The sequence below is a fragment of the Aeromicrobium panaciterrae genome, from assembly GCF_039537165.1.
GTDB classification, from domain to species: domain Bacteria; phylum Actinomycetota; class Actinomycetes; order Propionibacteriales; family Nocardioidaceae; genus Aeromicrobium; species Aeromicrobium panaciterrae.
On sequence record NZ_BAAAZZ010000002.1, the window covers coordinates 272,831 to 289,032 of the forward strand.

16 protein-coding genes are annotated in these 16,202 nt (G+C 68.1%); 10 read left to right on the forward strand and 6 right to left on the reverse strand.

What is annotated here, in order from left to right; translation table 11 throughout:
* Nucleotides 1–106 precede the first annotated feature (106 nt).
* Nucleotides 107–1,243 (forward strand): N(5)-(carboxyethyl)ornithine synthase, encoded by a 1,137-nt coding sequence (locus ABD683_RS01785; RefSeq protein ID WP_344766775.1) that lies wholly within the window; start codon nucleotides 107–109, stop codon nucleotides 1,241–1,243.
* Here ABD683_RS01785 and ABD683_RS01790 read toward each other — a convergent pair.
* Nucleotides 1,240–1,746 (reverse strand): hypothetical protein, encoded by a 507-nt coding sequence (locus tag ABD683_RS01790; RefSeq protein WP_344766777.1) that lies wholly within the window; start codon nucleotides 1,744–1,746, stop codon nucleotides 1,240–1,242. The two genes, ABD683_RS01785 and ABD683_RS01790, sit on opposite strands and share 4 nt — an antisense overlap.
* The gene (locus ABD683_RS01795; protein ID WP_344766779.1) at nucleotides 1,743–2,348 is read right to left on the reverse strand and encodes an RNA polymerase sigma factor; all 606 of its coding nucleotides are present in this window, start codon (nucleotides 2,346–2,348) and stop codon (nucleotides 1,743–1,745) included. Before ABD683_RS01795 ends, ABD683_RS01790 begins: the two co-directional genes overlap by 4 nt.
* Before the next feature lie 116 nt (nucleotides 2,349–2,464).
* On the opposite strand from ABD683_RS01795, the gene ABD683_RS01800 reads away from it, so the two are divergent.
* The 4 genes from ABD683_RS01800 (at nucleotide 2,465) to ABD683_RS01815 (ending at nucleotide 8,059) form a co-directional block, all read left to right on the forward strand.
* Entirely contained in the window at nucleotides 2,465–2,908 is a 444-nt protein-coding gene (locus tag ABD683_RS01800; RefSeq protein WP_344766781.1) for an OsmC family peroxiredoxin, read from the forward strand.
* A gap of 1 nt (nucleotide 2,909) precedes the next feature.
* Nucleotides 2,910–3,965 carry a winged helix DNA-binding domain-containing protein gene (locus tag ABD683_RS01805; RefSeq protein ID WP_344766783.1) on the forward strand — a complete coding sequence of 352 codons (1,056 nt, stop codon included), beginning with the start codon at nucleotides 2,910–2,912 and terminating at the stop codon, nucleotides 3,963–3,965.
* A 151-nt stretch (nucleotides 3,966–4,116) separates the two neighbouring features.
* Nucleotides 4,117–7,878, forward strand: a complete 3,762-nt coding sequence (locus tag ABD683_RS01810; protein ID WP_344766785.1) for a multifunctional oxoglutarate decarboxylase/oxoglutarate dehydrogenase thiamine pyrophosphate-binding subunit/dihydrolipoyllysine-residue succinyltransferase subunit — start codon at nucleotides 4,117–4,119, stop codon at nucleotides 7,876–7,878.
* A gap of 7 nt (nucleotides 7,879–7,885) precedes the next feature.
* Nucleotides 7,886–8,059: a DUF6104 family protein gene (locus ABD683_RS01815; protein ID WP_344766787.1), complete on the forward strand. Its 174-nt coding sequence runs from the start codon at nucleotides 7,886–7,888 to the stop codon at nucleotides 8,057–8,059.
* A 74-nt stretch (nucleotides 8,060–8,133) separates the two neighbouring features.
* On the opposite strand, the gene ABD683_RS01820 is transcribed toward ABD683_RS01815, so the two are convergent.
* The 3 genes from ABD683_RS01820 to ABD683_RS01830 all read right to left on the reverse strand — a co-directional run bounded on the left by ABD683_RS01820 (nucleotide 8,134) and on the right by ABD683_RS01830 (nucleotide 10,869).
* Complete coding sequence (locus ABD683_RS01820; protein WP_344766788.1) at nucleotides 8,134–9,102, reverse strand: zinc-binding dehydrogenase; 969 nt, start codon at nucleotides 9,100–9,102, stop codon at nucleotides 8,134–8,136.
* A gap of 40 nt (nucleotides 9,103–9,142) precedes the next feature.
* Nucleotides 9,143–10,342: an NAD(P)-dependent malic enzyme gene (locus ABD683_RS01825; RefSeq protein WP_344766789.1), complete on the reverse strand. Its 1,200-nt coding sequence runs from the start codon at nucleotides 10,340–10,342 to the stop codon at nucleotides 9,143–9,145.
* A gap of 119 nt (nucleotides 10,343–10,461) precedes the next feature.
* Nucleotides 10,462–10,869: a hypothetical protein gene (locus ABD683_RS01830; protein ID WP_344766790.1), complete on the reverse strand. Its 408-nt coding sequence runs from the start codon at nucleotides 10,867–10,869 to the stop codon at nucleotides 10,462–10,464.
* Between the two features lie 201 nt (nucleotides 10,870–11,070).
* Between ABD683_RS01830 and ABD683_RS01835 the strand changes: the two genes are divergently transcribed.
* Nucleotides 11,071–11,322 (forward strand): WhiB family transcriptional regulator, encoded by a 252-nt coding sequence (locus ABD683_RS01835; protein ID WP_309968128.1) that lies wholly within the window; start codon nucleotides 11,071–11,073, stop codon nucleotides 11,320–11,322.
* A 62-nt stretch (nucleotides 11,323–11,384) separates the two neighbouring features.
* On the opposite strand, the gene ABD683_RS01840 is transcribed toward ABD683_RS01835, so the two are convergent.
* Nucleotides 11,385–12,836, reverse strand: a complete 1,452-nt coding sequence (locus tag ABD683_RS01840) for a sensor histidine kinase (RefSeq protein ID WP_344766793.1) — start codon at nucleotides 12,834–12,836, stop codon at nucleotides 11,385–11,387.
* Between the two features lie 32 nt (nucleotides 12,837–12,868).
* Here ABD683_RS01840 and ABD683_RS01845 point away from each other — a divergent pair, with 32 nt between their 5' ends.
* The 4 genes from ABD683_RS01845 to ABD683_RS18525 all read left to right on the forward strand — a co-directional run bounded on the left by ABD683_RS01845 (nucleotide 12,869) and on the right by ABD683_RS18525 (nucleotide 16,178).
* Nucleotides 12,869–13,789, forward strand: a complete 921-nt coding sequence (locus ABD683_RS01845) for a DUF2785 domain-containing protein (protein WP_344766794.1) — start codon at nucleotides 12,869–12,871, stop codon at nucleotides 13,787–13,789.
* Between the two features lie 46 nt (nucleotides 13,790–13,835).
* Nucleotides 13,836–15,491, forward strand: coding sequence for an acetolactate synthase (locus tag ABD683_RS01850; RefSeq protein ID WP_344766795.1), 1,656 nt, complete (start codon nucleotides 13,836–13,838; stop codon nucleotides 15,489–15,491).
* Nucleotides 15,492–15,705: 214 nt separating this feature from the next.
* The gene (locus tag ABD683_RS01855; RefSeq protein WP_344766797.1) at nucleotides 15,706–16,077 is read left to right on the forward strand and encodes a thioesterase family protein; all 372 of its coding nucleotides are present in this window, start codon (nucleotides 15,706–15,708) and stop codon (nucleotides 16,075–16,077) included.
* Between the two features lie 26 nt (nucleotides 16,078–16,103).
* Nucleotides 16,104–16,178, forward strand: coding sequence for a 50S ribosomal protein bL37 (locus ABD683_RS18525; protein WP_425548526.1), 75 nt, complete (start codon nucleotides 16,104–16,106; stop codon nucleotides 16,176–16,178).
* Nucleotides 16,179–16,202 lie beyond the last annotated feature (24 nt).

Below are 16,202 nucleotides of genomic sequence, written 5' to 3' on the forward strand. Positions count from 1 at the left end.
CGTCGGCGCCTGATCAACCAGCGTTCACACGGTTGAAAGCACGCCGCCCGCCATTCCTTCGTCACCGAGCAGCGGACCCTGTCGAAACACCAACGGCAGGCCCCTCATGAGCCAGCTCGACCTGGGCGTCATCGCCCACACCTCCAAGGAGAACGAACGGCGTCTGCCGTTGCATCCTCGCCATCTCGAACGCCTCACCCAGGCGGCTCGGCCACACGTGTTCCTCGAAGAGGGGTACGGCGACAACTTCGGCTTCTCCGACGACGAGCTCCGGCCGTGGGTCGGCGGGGTCCTGTCCAGGAGCGAGCTGGTCGAGCGCTGCGACGTCATCCTGCTGACCAAGCCGCAGCCCTCCGACCTGCTCGGGCTGCGAGAGGGTCAGACGCTGTGGGGCTGGCCGCACTGCGTCCAGGACACCGAGCTCACCCAGGCCGCGATCGACCGCAAGCTGACCCTCATCGCGTGGGAGGCCATGAACCACTGGAGCGGCGACGGCAGCTTCCTGCTGCACGTGTTCCACAAGAACAACGAGCTGGCCGGATACGGCTCGGTGCTGCACGCGATGGAGATCGCGGGGCTGACGGGCAACTACGGCCGCCGGCTGAGCGCCGCCGTCATCGGGTTCGGCGCGACCGCACGTGGCGCCGTCACCGCACTCAGCGCCCACGGCATCCACGACGTCGACATCTTCACGCAACGCGGGGTTGCCGCGGTCAGCGCGCCGATCCACTCGGCGCGGATCGTGCACTTCGACCCGGCCGACTCACCGGCCGAGAGCCGCGCGTTCATCGACCAGAACTGGGTGCCGATGCCGGCGCTGCTCGCCGAGCACGACGTCATCGTCAACTGCGTGCTGCAGGATCCCAACTCACCCATGTCGTTCCTGATGAATGTCGACCTGCCGACCCTGGCCTCGGGCACGATCATCGTCGACGTCTCGTGTGACGAGGGCATGGGCTTTGAGTGGGCGAAGCCGACGACCTTTGACGAGCAGACGTTCACGGTCGGCAACGGAGTGACCTACTACGCGGTCGACCACAGCCCGTCGTACCTCTGGAACTCCGCGACCTGGGAGATCAGCCAGGCGCTGCTCCCGTACGTTCCGAAGGTCCTTGCGGGTGAGAAGTCGTGGGACGCCGACGAGACGATCAGGCGAGCCATCGAGATCCGCAACGGGGTCGTGCAGAACCCGGAGATCCTGGCCTTCCAGCACAGGACCCCCGAGTACCCGCACCCGATCTAGCCCGCTGCTGGACCGTTGGTGTGCTGACCGAGGAAGTCCTTGCTGATGATCTCCATCTCGACCGCCCGGTCACCCGCGTAGCAAGTCCAGTGCAGACCCGCCGCGTCCTGTCCGATGCAGCCGCCGGCGATGTTGTCGTCGGCGTCGTTGAACGTCTCCTTGGCGCCCGCGTAGTTGTCGAGCACCTCACGGCTCGGTGCCTTGGCGAGCGTGCAGTCGAACTCGACGTTGTTCGCGGTCGTGCAGGTCGGGTCGGTGTCGATGAAGATCACGCTGCTGCCCGGCATGCCCTGCTCGACGACGTCGGGAGACAGCAGGCTCACGGCAGCCGCGGCACCCGCGCCGAGGACCACAACGCCAACCGTGGCGAATGCCGCGATCGTGGTGCGCGACCGCTGCTTGCGTCGCCGCCTGCCCACGATGGTTCCAGCGATCTGGGCCGCGATCGCGTGCTCGAGATCGTCACCGAGGCGTGCGAGGTCGTTCTTCGACGTGATGCTCATGAGAGCTCCTTCTGGGTGGCAAGGGATGGGGTGGTCGTACGAAGCCGCGACAGGCCGCGCGACACCCGGATGCGGGCGGCGGTCGGCGAGCAGTCGAGCTCCTCGGCAAGCTCGTCATACGAGCGGTCGGACAGGACGCGCAGCTCGACGGCCCGGCGTTGCGCGTCCGGCAGCTCGGCGAGCGCCTGCTCGAGGTCTGCCTCCATGCCGTCGACCCACGAGGTGTCCGGCACGACCGACAACGGTTCACGACGCAGGCGGAGCGCCTCGCTGGCCTCTCGGATCAGGCGTTGTTCGCGCGCCGACCGGGCGAGCACATGGCCCGCGATCCCGAAGATCCAGGGACCGGCCGAACCGTCCCTCTGGTCCTCGAACGTGTGCCGGGATGTCCACACCTGGGCGAACGTCTCGGCCGTCAGGTCGAGGGCAGCGTCGCGATTGGACGTACGGCGGAACAGGAAGCCGTGGACCGGCTCGGCGTAGCGGTCGTACAGCTGTCGGAACGCGTCGGGATCGTGACCTGCCGACGCCAGGAGCTCGGCGTCGGACTTCACGTGGCGATCTCGGACATGGGGATCTTCACCTCCGGTGGGCTTGGACATGACACCACGTACATGCCGCGAGGCGCTGGTTTTGTTTCACTCCCGCGCAGATTCCTTTTGTACCGTCGTGGCCACGCAGTAGCGTCGTGAGCACACCCACGACGAGAGGCAACACGATGCCCACACGCACAGCCCGCACCGCCTGGGACGGCGGCCTGCAGGACGGATCCGGCCAGGTCGAGCTCACCAGCTCCGGACTCGGCACGTTCGACGTGTCGTTCCCCAAGCGTGCTTCCGACGACGGTGGCGGCGCCACCAACCCCGAGGAGCTCGTCGGCGCAGCCCATTCCGCGTGCTACGCCATGTCGCTGGCCGGCCAGCTCGGCGCTGCCGGAGCCACCCCGCAAGCCATGGAGATCAAGGCGGAGGTGACGCTCGGAGCCGATCCCGAGGGCGGGTTCAAGCTCACCGGCATCACCTTGACCGTGCGGGCCGAGGTCGAGGGCATCGATGAGGCCGGCTTCGCCGAGGCAGCCCAGGCAGCCAAGGTCGGCTGCCCCATCAGCAAGGCACTGACGGGCGTGGAGATCACCCTCGACGCCGCGCTCGTCACCGCCTGACGTGAGACCGTCAGTCGTCGGCCGCCTGCACGCGCAGGGGCTGGATGCCCCGCGCTTCGACACGGCGGTCGACGTCGTTCGTCACCTCGGCTGCGTCCAGTCCCAACTGCACGACATGGGGTTGTGGGCGGTGGCGCGGCGTACGTACGGATTGACCAAGGCCGACCTCGATGCGGCCTTCGCGCGCGGCGACTTCCTGCGCACCCACGTGCTGCGGCCGACGTGGCACTTCGTCGACCCGTCCGACCTCCACTGGCTGCTCGCGGTGACCGCGCCACGCATCAGCAAGATCTTGATGTCGGGGCTCAACACGATCGGCCTCAGTCGTGACCAGCTCGGCCGGGGCGCCGAGGTGATCGTCGACGCCCTTGCCGACGGTGTGGCCCGCACCCGGGCAGAGCTCGGCGAGGCTCTTGCCGGAGCGGGGTTGGCGCACGCGGGCCAGCACCTGGCTCACACCGTGATGCACGCCGAGATCGAGGCCCTCATCGTCAACGGTCCGATGCGGGGCAAGCAGCACACGTATGTGCTGCTCGACTCGGTCGTCACCCCTCCGCCCGCCCAGCCTCGCGACGAGCTCCTCGCGCTCATCGCCCGGCGCTACGCACGCGGTCACGGCCCCGTCCGAGACAAGGATCTTGCCTGGTGGACCAGCCTCACGCTGACCGAGAGCCGCAGGGCGATCGAGCTCGGCGAGCTGCGGCCCATCGACATCGGTGGCGAGACCTACTGGTCACCCGACGCGCCGGTCGAGTCAGCGCCCCCAGTTGCCACACTGCTGTCGAATTTCGACGAGTACATCTCGTACGCACGCGACACCGAGGACTACACACTCTTCAGCGGCGCACCCGAAGCCATGATGCGCAGCATGGGACTGCTGCTGGTCGGAGGTCGGCTGGCCGGCACCTGGACGCGAACGATCAAGTCCAAGACCGTCGACATCGTGGTCGACTCATCGCCTCGGGTCACGCCGCCGATCAGGCGCGCTCTCGAGGCAGAAGCTGCGGCGTTCGGGCAGTTCGTCGAGCGCCAACCGGAGCTGCAGATTCTCGGCTGATCTCGCCCGGGCACGCCACGGTCATGGCAATCTGAAATCGGGACCACGACGCGGACCAACCGCCGTACGACGGACTAGGCGTGCGCGTTACCCTTGCATCAGACGATTTCACATGCTTTTCAGCACCTAGCCGGAAGAGGCGATCGAGGCAGTGGCCGACTCCTCACCAGACCACACAACCCCTGATTTTGGAACGAATCAGTGGCTCGTAGAGGAAATGTACGAACGCTTTCAGGAGGATCCGGCCTCGGTCGATCCGACCTGGGCATCATTCTTCAAGGACGGCGCCCCGCCGTCGGCCAACGGCAGCACGCCGCAGGCCGTCGCCGCTGTGGCCACCGTGGCGCCTGAGGGTCCGCCTGCGCCACCCGTAGCGCCCGCCCCGGCAGCACCCGCCCCTGCCGCACCCGCCCCGGCCGCGCCCGCCGCTCCTGCCCCGACCCCGGCCGCCCCTGCCGCTCCGGCTGCGCCACCCGCTGCCGCGCCGGCTCCCGCCGCACCCAAGCCGGCCCCGGCGGCCCCCGTCTCGGTCCAGACGCCCGAGGGCGCCAAGGTCGGACCCGGCGAGGTCGGCAAGTCCGTCCTCAAGGGCGCCGCGGCGCGCACGGTCCAGAACATGGACGCCAGCCTCGCCGTACCGACCGCCACCAGCGTCCGTGCGATGCCCGTCAAGCTGCTGTTCGACAACCGCGTCGTCATCAACAACCACCTCGCCCGCGCCCGCGGCGGCAAGGTCTCGTTCACGCACCTGATCGGCTGGGCCATCGTCCAGGCCATCAAGTCGATGCCCGAGATGAACACCGGTTACGAGGTCGTCGACGGCAAGCCCAACCAGCTCAAGCCCGAGCACATCAACTTCGGCCTCGCGATCGACCTGCAGAAGCCCGACGGCAGCCGCACGCTCCTGGTCCCCTCGATCAAGGCCGCCGAGACGCTGACCTTCGCCGAGTTCTGGGCCGCCTACGAGACCATGGTCACCAAGGCGCGCAACAACAAGCTCGAGGTCGTCGACTTCCAGGGCACCACCGTCAGCCTGACCAACCCGGGCGGTATCGGCACCAACCACTCGATCCCCCGCCTCATGCAGGGCCAGGGCGTCATCGTCGGCGTCGGCTCGATGGAATACCCGCCCGAGTTCCAGGGTGCGTCGGATCACACGCTCGCGCAGATGGCGATCTCCAAGATGGTCACGCTGACGTCGACGTACGACCACCGCGTCATCCAGGGTGCGCAGTCGGGTGAGTTCCTCAAGAAGGTCCACGGACTGCTGCTCGGCGAGGACGAGTTCTATGACGGCATCTTCCGTGCGCTCAAGATCCCCTACGAGCCCATCCGCTGGGCCCAGGACATCGCCGTCAGCCACGACGACGAGGTGCACAAGCAGGCTCGCGTGCTGGAGCTCATCCATGCATTCCGGGTGCGCGGTCACCTCATGGCCGACACCAACCCGCTCGAGAACCACGCCCGCAGCCACCCCGACCTCGACACCGCGAGCCACGGCCTGACGCTGTGGGATCTCGACCGCGAGTTCGCCACCGGATCGTTCGGCAACGGCAAGCGCTTCATGAAGCTGCGCGAGATCCTCGGCATCCTGCGCGACTCCTACGCGCGCACCATCGGCCTGGAGTACATGCACATCCAGGACCCCGCCGAACGCGCCTGGTTCCAGGAACGCGTCGAGCGCCCGCACACCAAGCCGCCGCGCGAGGAGCAGCTGCGCATCCTGCAGAAGCTCAACCAGGCCGAGGCGTTCGAGACGTTCCTGCAGACCAAGTTCGTCGGCCAGAAGCGCTTCAGCCTCGAAGGCGGTGAGACCACGGTCCCCGTCCTCGACGAGATCTGTGAAGCCGCCGCAGCCGACGGTCTCGACGAGGTCTGCATCGGCATGGCCCACCGCGGTCGCCTCAACGTCCTCGTCAACATCGCCGGCAAGCACGCCAGCCAGGTGTTCCGCGAGTTCGAGGGCAACATCGATCCGCGCACGGTCCAGGGCTCCGGCGACGTGAAGTACCACCTCGGCGTCGAGGGTGAGTTCACGTCCGGCTCCGGCGACAAGATCAAGGTCTCGGTCGCGGCCAACCCGTCGCACCTCGAGGTGGTCGACCCGGTGCTCGAGGGCATCGCCCGCGCCAAGCAGGACCGCCTCAACCGGGGCGCCGACTACCCCGTGCTCCCCGTGCTGGTGCACGGTGACGCCGCGTTCGCCGGTCAGGGTGTCGTTGCCGAGACGCTCAACCTGTCGCTGCTGCGCGGCTACCGTACGGGCGGCACGATCCACCTGATCGTCAACAACCAGGTCGGCTTCACCACGTCTCCGTCCTCGTCGCGTTCGTCGCAGTACTGCACCGACGTCGCCCGGATGATCCAGGCGCCGATCTTCCACGTCAACGGCGACGACCCCGAGGCATGCATCCGGGTGGCCCAGCTGGCCTACGAGTACCGCCGCACGTTCAACAAGGACGTCGTGATCGACCTCGTCTGCTACCGCCGCCGCGGTCACAACGAGGGCGACGACCCGAGCTTCACCCAGCCGCTGATGTACGACACGATCGAGAACAAGAAGACGGTGCGCAAGCTCTACACCGAGGCTCTGGTCGGACGTGGTGACATCACGCTCGAGGAGGCGGAGGCAGCGCTCACCGACTACCAGGCCCAGCTCGAGCGCAACTTCGCCGAGGTCAAGGAAGCCGCCTCCGACCCGGGCTACACGCGTACTCCTGACTACCCCGAGAAGCCCGAGCACACCGGCGAGCTGGTCACGGCCGTCACGCCCGAGACACTCAAGGCGATCGCCGACTCCTACACCGCGGTCCCGGAAGGCTTCACGGTCCACCCCAAGGTGCTGCCGCAGCTGCAGCGACGTGCCGCATCCATCACGGCAGGGCCGATCGACTGGGGCACCGGCGAGATCATCGCGATGGGCTCGCTGCTCGCCGATGGCCGTCCCGTCCGCATCTCGGGTCAGGACACCCGTCGCGGCACGTTCGCCTCGCGGTTCGCCACGATCATCGACCGAGTCAACGGCGGCGAGTGGACTCCTCTGACAGGCGTCAGCGAAGATCAGGCCACCTTCTATGTCTACGACTCGCTGCTGAGCGAGTACGCCGCGCTCGGCTTCGAGTACGGCTACTCCGTCGCGCGCCCCGAGGCACTGACCATCTGGGAGGCACAGTTCGGCGACTTCATCAACGGCGCACAGTCGGTCGTCGACGAATACATCTCCTCCGGTGAGACCAAGTGGGGCCAGAAGTCCGGCGTCGTGCTGCTGCTGCCACACGGCTACGAAGGCCAAGGCCCCGACCACTCGTCGGCCCGGATCGAGCGCTTTCTCGAGCTCTGCGCCAACGACTCGATGACGGTCGCCCAGCCGTCGACGCCAGCGTCGTACTTCCACCTGCTGCGTCGCCAGAACCTCGAGAGCGAGCACCGTCCGCTGATCGTCTTCACGCCGAAGTCGATGCTGCGCAACAAGGCCGCCACCTCGCAGCCAGACGACTTCACCAGCGGCACGTTCCGTCCGGTCATCGGCGACGATTCCGTCACCGCCGACTCGGTCGAGCGGGTGCTGGTCTGCTCCGGCAAGATCGCCTGGGACCTCATCAACGAGCGCAGCAAGCGTGAGCCCGACGCATCGCGTACGGCCATCGTGCGAGTCGAGCAGCTCTACCCGCGTCCGACGGCAGAGCTCAACGCCGAGATCGCCCGGTTCCCCCATGCCCGCGAGATCCGTTGGGTGCAGGACGAGCCCGCCAACCAGGGTCCATGGCCGCACATCGCGCTGCACTTCATGGGCGAGTTCGACGGCCTGCCGCTGTCGCGGGTGTCGCGTCCGGAGTCGTCAGCACCGTCGGTCGGATCGCACGCCCGTCACGTCGAGGAGTTCGAGACGCTGATGGAGCAGGCGTTCGCCTGATCGGCTGATGTACTTCACCGATCGCGGGATCGAGGAGCTCCAGAGCCGGCGAGGTGACGAAGAGGTCACCTTCGCCTGGCTCGCCGAGCAGCTCAGCACATTCGTCGACCTCAACCCCGAGTTCGAGATCCCCGTCGAGCGCCTCGCCACCTGGCTGGCCCGGCTCGACGACGACGACTGACGCCCGCGATTTGTGACGTTTGAAGCGCCAAGCTCGAGGCTTGGCGCCTCCAAAGTCACAAATCGCGGTGGAGTTCAGAGGGTCAGGACGATCTTGCCGAAGACGCTGCCGTCGATGACGGCACCGAGGCCTTCGGCGGCATCTGCCATCGGGATCTCGCGGTCGATCAGCGGCTTGGTGCCGGTGACGTCCATGAACTGCGCCAAGGCGTGAAGCTCGTCGCGGGTGCCCATCGTCGAACCGTGCACGCGCATCTGCTGGAAGAAGATCCGGGTCAACTCGGCGTGCGACGGCGCATCGCCCGACGTCGCACCGGCGATCACGATGGTGCCACCGGGGCGCATCGACTTCACCGAGTGCGACCACGTTGCCGCTCCGACGGTCTCGATGACCGCGTCGACCTTCGACGGCAGCCGGGCACCGGACTCGAACGCCTCGTGGGCGCCGATCTCGACGGCCCGCTGACGCTTCTCCTCGTCGCGACTGGTCGCGTACACCCGGAATCCCGCAGCACGGGCCAGTGTGATGGCGGCCGTCGCGACACCGCCGCCGGCACCCTGGACCAGGACGGAGTCACCCTGCTTGAGGCCGGACTGCGTGAACAGCATCCGGTAGGCCGTGAGCCATGCCGTCGGCAGGCAGGCCGCCTCGGCGAAGGTCAGGCCGGCCGGCTTCGCGACGACGTTGCGCGTCGGCACCGTGACCCGCTCGGCGAACGTGCCTTGATGGCGCTCCGACAGCAACGATCTCTTGGGGTCGAGGGTCTCGTCGCCGCGCCAGGCCGGATCACTGATGACCGCGTGCACGACCACCTCGTTGCCGTCCTCGTCGAGACCAGCGGCGTCGCAGCCCAGGATCATGGGCAGCCGGTCCGCGGGCAGGCCGACGCCGCGCAGGCTCCAGACATCATGGTGATTGATCGATGCAGCCTTGACCGTGACTGTCGTCCACCCTTCCGGCGCCTGGGGTTCGGGCCGGTCGCCGACGACGAGCCCGTCCAGCGGTGATTCGGGGTTGATCTGGTCGGCGTAGACGGCGAACATCGAGCTCCTTGGAACGTTGGGTGTGGGTGGTTTTCGGGCGTCAGTATGGCCGACGCGCGAGACCCTCGCGGCGTGCGGTGTCGGTGACGGCCCGCGCCACGGCTGTGGCGACGCGGGGATCGAACGGCGACGGGATGACGTACGTCTCGGTCAGCTCGTCACCGACGAGGTCGGCGATGGCCTGTGCCGCAGCCAGCTTCATGCCCTCGGAGATCCGCGTGGCGCGCACGTCGAGTGCACCGCGGAAGATGCCGGGGAACACCAGGACGTTGTTGATCTGGTTGGCGAAGTCGGAGCGGCCGGTGGCCACGACTCGGGCGTACTTGTTGGCGACGTCGGGGTGGACCTCGGGATGCGGGTTGGCCAGCGCGAAGACGATCGCGTCGGGAGCCATCGTGGCAACCGCCTCCTCCGGAACCGTGCCGCCGGAGACGCCGATGAACACGTCGGCGCCCGAGAGCGCGTCCGAGACCGAGCCCGGCCTGGCCCAGGCGGCCGTCTCGTCGGCCAGCCACTGCTTGACGTCGTCGAGCGCACCGCGGCCGGAGTGGACGACGCCGCTTCGGTCGACGATCGCGATCTTGGTGACGCCGGCGGACTTGAGGATCTTGGTGATGGCGACGCCGGCCGCACCGGCGCCGGAGATGACGACCTTGATGTCCTCGATGTAGCGGTCGGTCACGCGCAGCGCGTTGTAGAGGGCGGCCAGGACGACGACGGCGGTGCCGTGCTGGTCGTCGTGGAACACCGGGATGTCGAGGCGGTCGATCAGCCGGCGTTCGATCTCGAAGCACCGAGGGCTCGAGATGTCCTCGAGGTTGATGCCACCGAACGACGGTGCCAGCCGCACGATCGTCTCGACGATCTCGTCGGGGTCGGTCGTGGCCAGCGCGATCGGGATCGCGTCGACGCCGCCGAACTGCTTGAACAACACCGCCTTGCCTTCCATGACCGGCATGGACGCGGCAGGGCCGATGTCGCCCAGGCCGAGGACGGCCGTCCCGTCCGTGACGACGGCGACCGTGTTGGAGACCCAGGTGTATTCGTGCGCGGCCTCGGGATCGGCGGCAATCGCCTCGCACACCTGGGCGACGCCAGGCGTGTAGGACTTCGAGAGATCGTCGGCGTTGTCGAGGGGTACCGTCGCCGCGATCGCCATCTTGCCGCCGCGGTGCAGCGCGAAGATGGGGTCTTCGGGGTCCGGTGCCGGAGTGTGCACGTCGATGTCGGTCGCAACCATGAAAAGCCTCGGGAAGTGTGCGCAGATGGGAAGACGGCACCGATCAGGTCGCCGATGCGGCAGTTGGCCGCTCATGGGCACCCGCAGCAAGGGGTGGCTGTGCAGGTCGTGCCCGGCTCTCAGTCTCTCACAGCCCCCATGTCACGTCCCAAGGCCCGGTTGACGGGCGGAGCCAGGAGGCACGCCAGCACGATGACGGCGCAGACGGCCATCAGGATCGCGAGCCACCGGGTGTCGCCGTCACGCAGGTTCCACGCGAGGAGCAGCTGGATCAGGTGGGTCACGATCAGGGGGCTGCGCGCCCATCCCTCACCGCGCGTCACCCGCCACGCCGCGTACAGCTGCCCGGCGCCGTAGACGCCCAGCAGGATGCCCGCACCGACGCCCAGACCGAGTCTCTCGCTCGACACGTCCGTCAGGTCCAGGACGGCGAGAACGACGTACGCCAGGGCCTCCACCGCGACGACCGCGCCTGCGACCGAGAGCAACGTTCGGGCGGCCTTGGGGAGAGGGTCGGGTGATGTCACCGCGCCAGCGTACGTGAGGGGTTAAGCCACGAGGGAGTGTCGCCTGACTCCGAAACTCTCCCAGTGTGACCCAACTCAACATTTCGCCGGGCTTCTTACCCTTGTAAAGCAGTTGAAACCTTGAAAACATGGAGTCTCAGCCTTGGTACGGGTCAGACCGGCCTGCCCACGGCGCAACACCGAACGGGAAGGAGTGTCCCCATGGATTGGCGTCATCGTTCAGCATGCCTAGATGAGGACCCTGAGCTCTTCTTCCCCATCGGCAACACGGGTCCCGCCATCTTGCAGATCGAAGAGGCGAAAGTCGTATGCCGCCGTTGTGATGTCCGCGAACTCTGCCTTCAGTGGGCACTTGAGAGCGGCCAGGACCACGGTGTGTGGGGAGGCTTGAGCGAAGACGAACGTCGTACGCTGAAGCGCCGCAATGCTCGGGCACGTATTCGTACTGCCTGACGTACACGTATCGGTGAACCCCGTGCTCCTTGGAGCGCGGGGTTCTTTGCGTCCCCGCTCGTTCAGACGAGCAGCTCGATCGCGACGGTCGTGCCGCCACCGCTGCGCCGTTCGAACGACAGCGTGCCGCCCAGCTCGCCCTCGACGAGGGTCGTGACGATCGAGAGACCCAGGCTCGTCGACGGGTCGAAGCCGTCAGGCAGTCCGACCCCGTCGTCGCTGACCCGCAGGCGGACGCGGTCACGGATGCGGTTGACCGCCAGGGTGAGGGTGCCTCCACCCGGCCCGTACGCGTGCTCGACGGCGTTCTGGACCAGCTCGGTCAGCACCATCGCGAGCGGGGTCGCCACGACACCCGGCAGCGAGCCGAAGCTGCCCACCCGATCGGTGCGAACTGTGCCGGCGTCGGACTCTCGCGACACGTCGAGGACGTTGTGGATCAGCCGATCGGCGATCTCGTCGAAGTCGACCTCGTCGCCGAACGACTGGCTGAGCGTCTCGTGCACGAGAGCGATCGACCCGACCCGGCGCACCGCGTCGTCGAGGGCGGCGCGAGCCTCCGGCAGCTCGACCCGTCGTCCCTGGAGGCGTAGCAGCGCAGCCACGGTCTGCAGGTTGTTCTTGACCCGGTGGTGGATCTCGCGGATCGTCGCCTCCTTCGAGACCAGCTCACGCTCGCGAAGACGCAGCTCGGTGACGTCGCGAAGCAGCATCAGCGCGCCGTTGCGACGCCCACCGGTCTTGAGCGGGATGACACGCAGGAGCAGCGATCCAGTCGAGTTCTCGATCTCGGCCTCACCGCCGGAGTCGCCGCGCAGCAGTCCCAGCGGTCCGCGGTCGGTCGGCCGGCGGTCGACCAGGCTCGTCGTCACCTCGCCGAGCTCGGCGCCGACCAGGTCGCCGGCCAGTCCGAGGCGGCGATAGGCCGACAGCGCGTTGGGGCTGGCGTACGAGACCCGGCCGCGGCCGTCGGTTCGGATGAGTCCGTCGCCGACTCGCAGCGAGTCGGCGAGGTCCGAGCGGATGCCCTCGAGGGGGAACTCCCCACGCTGGATCATGTCGATCAGCTCGTCGGCAGCCTCGAGGTAGGTCGCCTCGAGCTCGCTTGCAGTACGCGGCGCGCTGTCGCCGCGACGCGAGGAGATGACGGCGATCGTGACGCCGTCTCGCTTCACCGGGATCGTACGAGCGCGGATCAGCGAGCCGTCCGGCAGCTTCTCGATCTGCTCCACGATCGCCTCGCCGGTGGCGAACGCCTGGTCCAGGCGCCCGGTGTTGCCCGATGGCAGGAACGTGCCGGCGGCGTCCTCAAGCAGCGTCGTAGGACCGGTCGTCGGACGGATCTGGGCGCCGGCCCACATGCCCTTCGACTCCGCGTCGGGAACCCAGAGGACCAGGTCGGAGAACGACAGGTCGGCGATGATCTGCCAGTCCGTCACCAGGGCGTGCAGCCACGAGACGTCACCGGTCGACAGCGACGTCTGGAATCGGGCGATGTCATCCAGCGAGGGCACGAATCAAGGGTAGGGCGTGATTGGATGGCGGAGTGTCTTCTGAGGCGTACTGGCAGTCCGTGATGCAGGCCGGCATGGAGGTGCCGGCCGACCGGAGTCTCGACGAGTGCACCGTCGAGCTCGTCGAGATGCTCGGGCACCCCAACCCGCGCTGGCGCGAAGACCTCGCCTACCCGCTGCTGACCACCTGGATCACCAAGGGCGTCTACGACGACCTGCTCTCGGGACTGGGCGACGGGATCGTTCCCGGACTCCGCTACGGGCTCGGCCACGACGGCGACGTGTCGGTGCTCCGGCGCTCCTACAGCGCGCTGATGCTGGCCGAGATCATCGGCCGCGACAACAACGAGAACCTCATGACGTCCGACTCCGTGCTGCGCTGGGGAGACAGCGCCACCGCGTGGTACGTCCGCGAGCAGGACCACCGCGGCTGGGTGCCCGAGCAGGGCTGGGCCAATGCCATCGCGCACGGCGCCGACCTGCTGGCAGCCCTCGCCCGCTCCCGACACTTCGGCCGTCTCGAGCTGACGGTGCTGCTCGACGTGATTGCCGATCGAGTCCTGCAGCCGACCTCTTACATCTGGCGTCACGGCGAGGAGGACCGCCTCGCGTACGCGGTCATGACGCTGCTGCACCGCAACGCTCTCGACCCGGGCATCGTCGAGCCGTGGCTCGCACGCCTCGGCGCCGGCATCATGCTGCCGCGCACCCGCGGCCACATCGAGGCCGAGTGGCCGTCGCCGTCCGTACGCAACACGTCATCCCTGCTCAGGGCGCTGCACCTGCAGCTGGCGCTCGGCGTCCAGGGCCGCGCCGACCTGCGCGCCGACGCCGAGCTGTTTGCCGAGCAGCCGGCCCACCGGGCCGACCTGATCCTCGCCGTGCTTGACCAGATCAGGGCCGAGAGCCCGTGGCTCTACCGCCCCACCACGCGCGCCAAGCCCGTCACCTAGTCGCTCCCGCCTCCGGGCGCTCCACCCGTTTAGTAGCCTGCGTCGCATGACTGACGAACCTCAGCACGGCGGCATCCACGCGATCGACGTGGCACGCGCCCACGGTGTCGAGCACCTGTTCACCCTCTCGGGCGCCCACGTGTTCCCGATGTACGACGGTGCGGTCAAGGCCGACCCGCCGATGCCGATCATCGACGTGCGACACGAGCCGACCGCGGTGTTCGCCGCCGAGGCGATCGGCAAGCTGACTCGCAAGCCTGGCCTCGCCGTGCTGACCGCCGGACCAGGTGTCACCAACGGTGTCAGCGCCATCGCACAGGCCAGCTTCTCCGGGTCGCCGCTCGTAGTCGTCGGCGGCCGCGCTCCCAACAACCGTTGGGGATCGGGCAGCCTCCAGGAGCTCGACCAGCCGCCGATCGTCGAGAGCATCTCGAAGTCTGCCGTCACGGCGCACAAGGTCGACGACATCGCACCCGTCCTCGACGAGGCGTTCACCCTTGCCAGCTCCTCACACCGCGGACCGACGTTCGTCGACGTCCCGATGGACGAGTTCTTCAACGCCACCACGGTCGCCCCGTCGAAGGGCACCACGTCCGCGCCGATCGAGCCGGACGCCGAGGCACTCGGCAGAATCGCCGGCCTGCTCCGGGAGGCGGCGCGCCCCGTGCTCGTCATCGGCACCGACGTCTGGGCCGATCACGCCGAGGCTGCCGCCTTGCGGTTCGTCGAGGAGACCGGCATCGCCGTCATCTCCAACGGCATGGGACGTGGCATCATCCCCGGCGGCCACCCCAATCTCGTCACCAAGGCACGTTCGACGGCGTTCAACCAGGCCGACCTCGTGATCGTCGTCGGCACCCCACTCGACTTCCGCCTCGGCTACGGCATCTTCGGCGGCAAGGACGGTGCGACACCGGCCAGGACGGTGCACATCGCCGACTCCCCCGGCCAGGTCTCCAGCCACGCAGAGATGGCGGCATCCGCCAGCGGCGACCTGACCAAGGTGTTCGACGGCGTGCTGGCGGCCCTGCAGTCCGGCGCCGGCAGCAAACCCGACTGGACGCCGTGGCTCAGCACGCTGCAGGACGAGGTCGCGGCCGCGACGGCCCGCGACAGCGAGCTGCTCACGGCGTCGGCCGATCCGATCCATCCCGCCCGCATCTACGGCGAGCTGCTCCCGCGCCTCGGCGACGACGCCGTCGTGATCGGCGACGGTGGTGACTTCGTGTCGTTCGCCGGCAAGTTCGTCGAGCCCAAGCTCCCCGGTGGCTGGCTCGACCCGGGACCGTACGGCTGCCTCGGCGCCGGCATGGGCGCCGCGATGGCTGCGCGTATCGCCAAGCCGTCGAGCCAGGTCGTGCTGCTGTACGGCGACGGCGCCGCCGGCATGTCGCTCATGGACGTCGACACCCTCGTACGCCACAACCTGCCCGTCGTCATGATCGTCGGCAACAACTCCGCGTGGGGCCTGGAGAAGGGCCCCATGCAGTGGCTCTACGGCTACGACGTGGCCGCCGACCTGGCACCGCAGACCCGCTACGACCAGGTCGTGACGGCCCTGGGTGGTGGCGGCGAGATGGTGACCGACCCCACGGAGATCGGGCCGGCGCTCGACCGGGCGTTCGCCTCCGGCGTCCCCTATCTCGTCAACGTCATGACCGACGTCAACGCGGCCTACCCCAGGGCCACGACCGGCATCTGAGCGCGTGGAGATCCGCGAAGCCCGCTGGTCGCCGAGTGCTTCGACCGGGCGCGATCTGCCGGGCTGTCGGAGATCGTGCTGAGCTCGTTGCCGGAGATGACACCCGCACACCGGCTCTATGAGTCCTTCGGTTTCGTACGACGCCCCGAGCTGGACCGGCAACCGGAGCCCGGCGTGCACCTCTGGTCGTTCTCGGCGCCCGTAGCCTGAGCCCATGGACACCGCATCGGTCACTCACACGGTCAACGAATCCGACACCGCGGTCGCGGTCGGCAGCGGCGACCTGCCCGTGCTCGGCACACCTGTCGTGCTCGCCTGGTGCGAGGAGGCCACGTGTGCCGCGCTCGAGCTCGGACCTGGGCAGACCAGCGTCGGAACCCGCGTCGACCTCGAGCACCTGGCCGCCAGCCCGATCGGCACGGAGGTCACGGCCACGGCGACCGTGATCCACACCGATGGTCGCCTCGTACGCTTCCAGGTCGCTGCCCTCGACGCCGCCGGCACGCTGCTCGCCAGCGGCGAGATCCGTCGGGTCATCGTGGACCGGGAGCGATTCATGAGTCGGATCAGCCCTGTGGGAGACTAGGTCTTCCAGCTTTCGAGGAGGACCGCATGAGCAAACGAGGCCGCAAACGCCGCGCTCGTAAGAAGAAGGGCGCAAACCACGGCAAGCGTCCCAACGCCTGACCGTGACACCCAACGTGAGAAATC

Excerpts from the sequence above, each read along its gene's own strand:
- ABD683_RS01855 (WP_344766797.1), top strand. The coding sequence starts at position 15,706 with ATGGACACCGCATCGGTCACTCACACGGTCAACGAATCCGACACCGCG.
- ABD683_RS01820 (WP_344766788.1), bottom strand. The coding sequence starts at position 9,102 with ATGTTCGCCGTCTACGCCGACCAGATCAACCCCGAATCACCGCTGGAC.
- ABD683_RS01800 (WP_344766781.1), top strand. The coding sequence starts at position 2,465 with ATGCCCACACGCACAGCCCGCACCGCCTGGGACGGCGGCCTGCAGGAC.
- ABD683_RS01850 (WP_344766795.1), top strand. The coding sequence starts at position 13,836 with ATGACTGACGAACCTCAGCACGGCGGCATCCACGCGATCGACGTGGCA.
- ABD683_RS01790 (WP_344766777.1), bottom strand. The coding sequence starts at position 1,746 with ATGAGCATCACGTCGAAGAACGACCTCGCACGCCTCGGTGACGATCTC.
- ABD683_RS01825 (WP_344766789.1), bottom strand. The coding sequence starts at position 10,342 with ATGGTTGCGACCGACATCGACGTGCACACTCCGGCACCGGACCCCGAA.
- ABD683_RS01795 (WP_344766779.1), bottom strand. The coding sequence starts at position 2,348 with ATGTCCAAGCCCACCGGAGGTGAAGATCCCCATGTCCGAGATCGCCAC.
- ABD683_RS01815 (WP_344766787.1), top strand. The coding sequence starts at position 7,886 with ATGTACTTCACCGATCGCGGGATCGAGGAGCTCCAGAGCCGGCGAGGT.
- ABD683_RS01835 (WP_309968128.1), top strand. The coding sequence starts at position 11,071 with ATGGATTGGCGTCATCGTTCAGCATGCCTAGATGAGGACCCTGAGCTC.
- ABD683_RS01785 (WP_344766775.1), top strand. The coding sequence starts at position 107 with ATGAGCCAGCTCGACCTGGGCGTCATCGCCCACACCTCCAAGGAGAAC.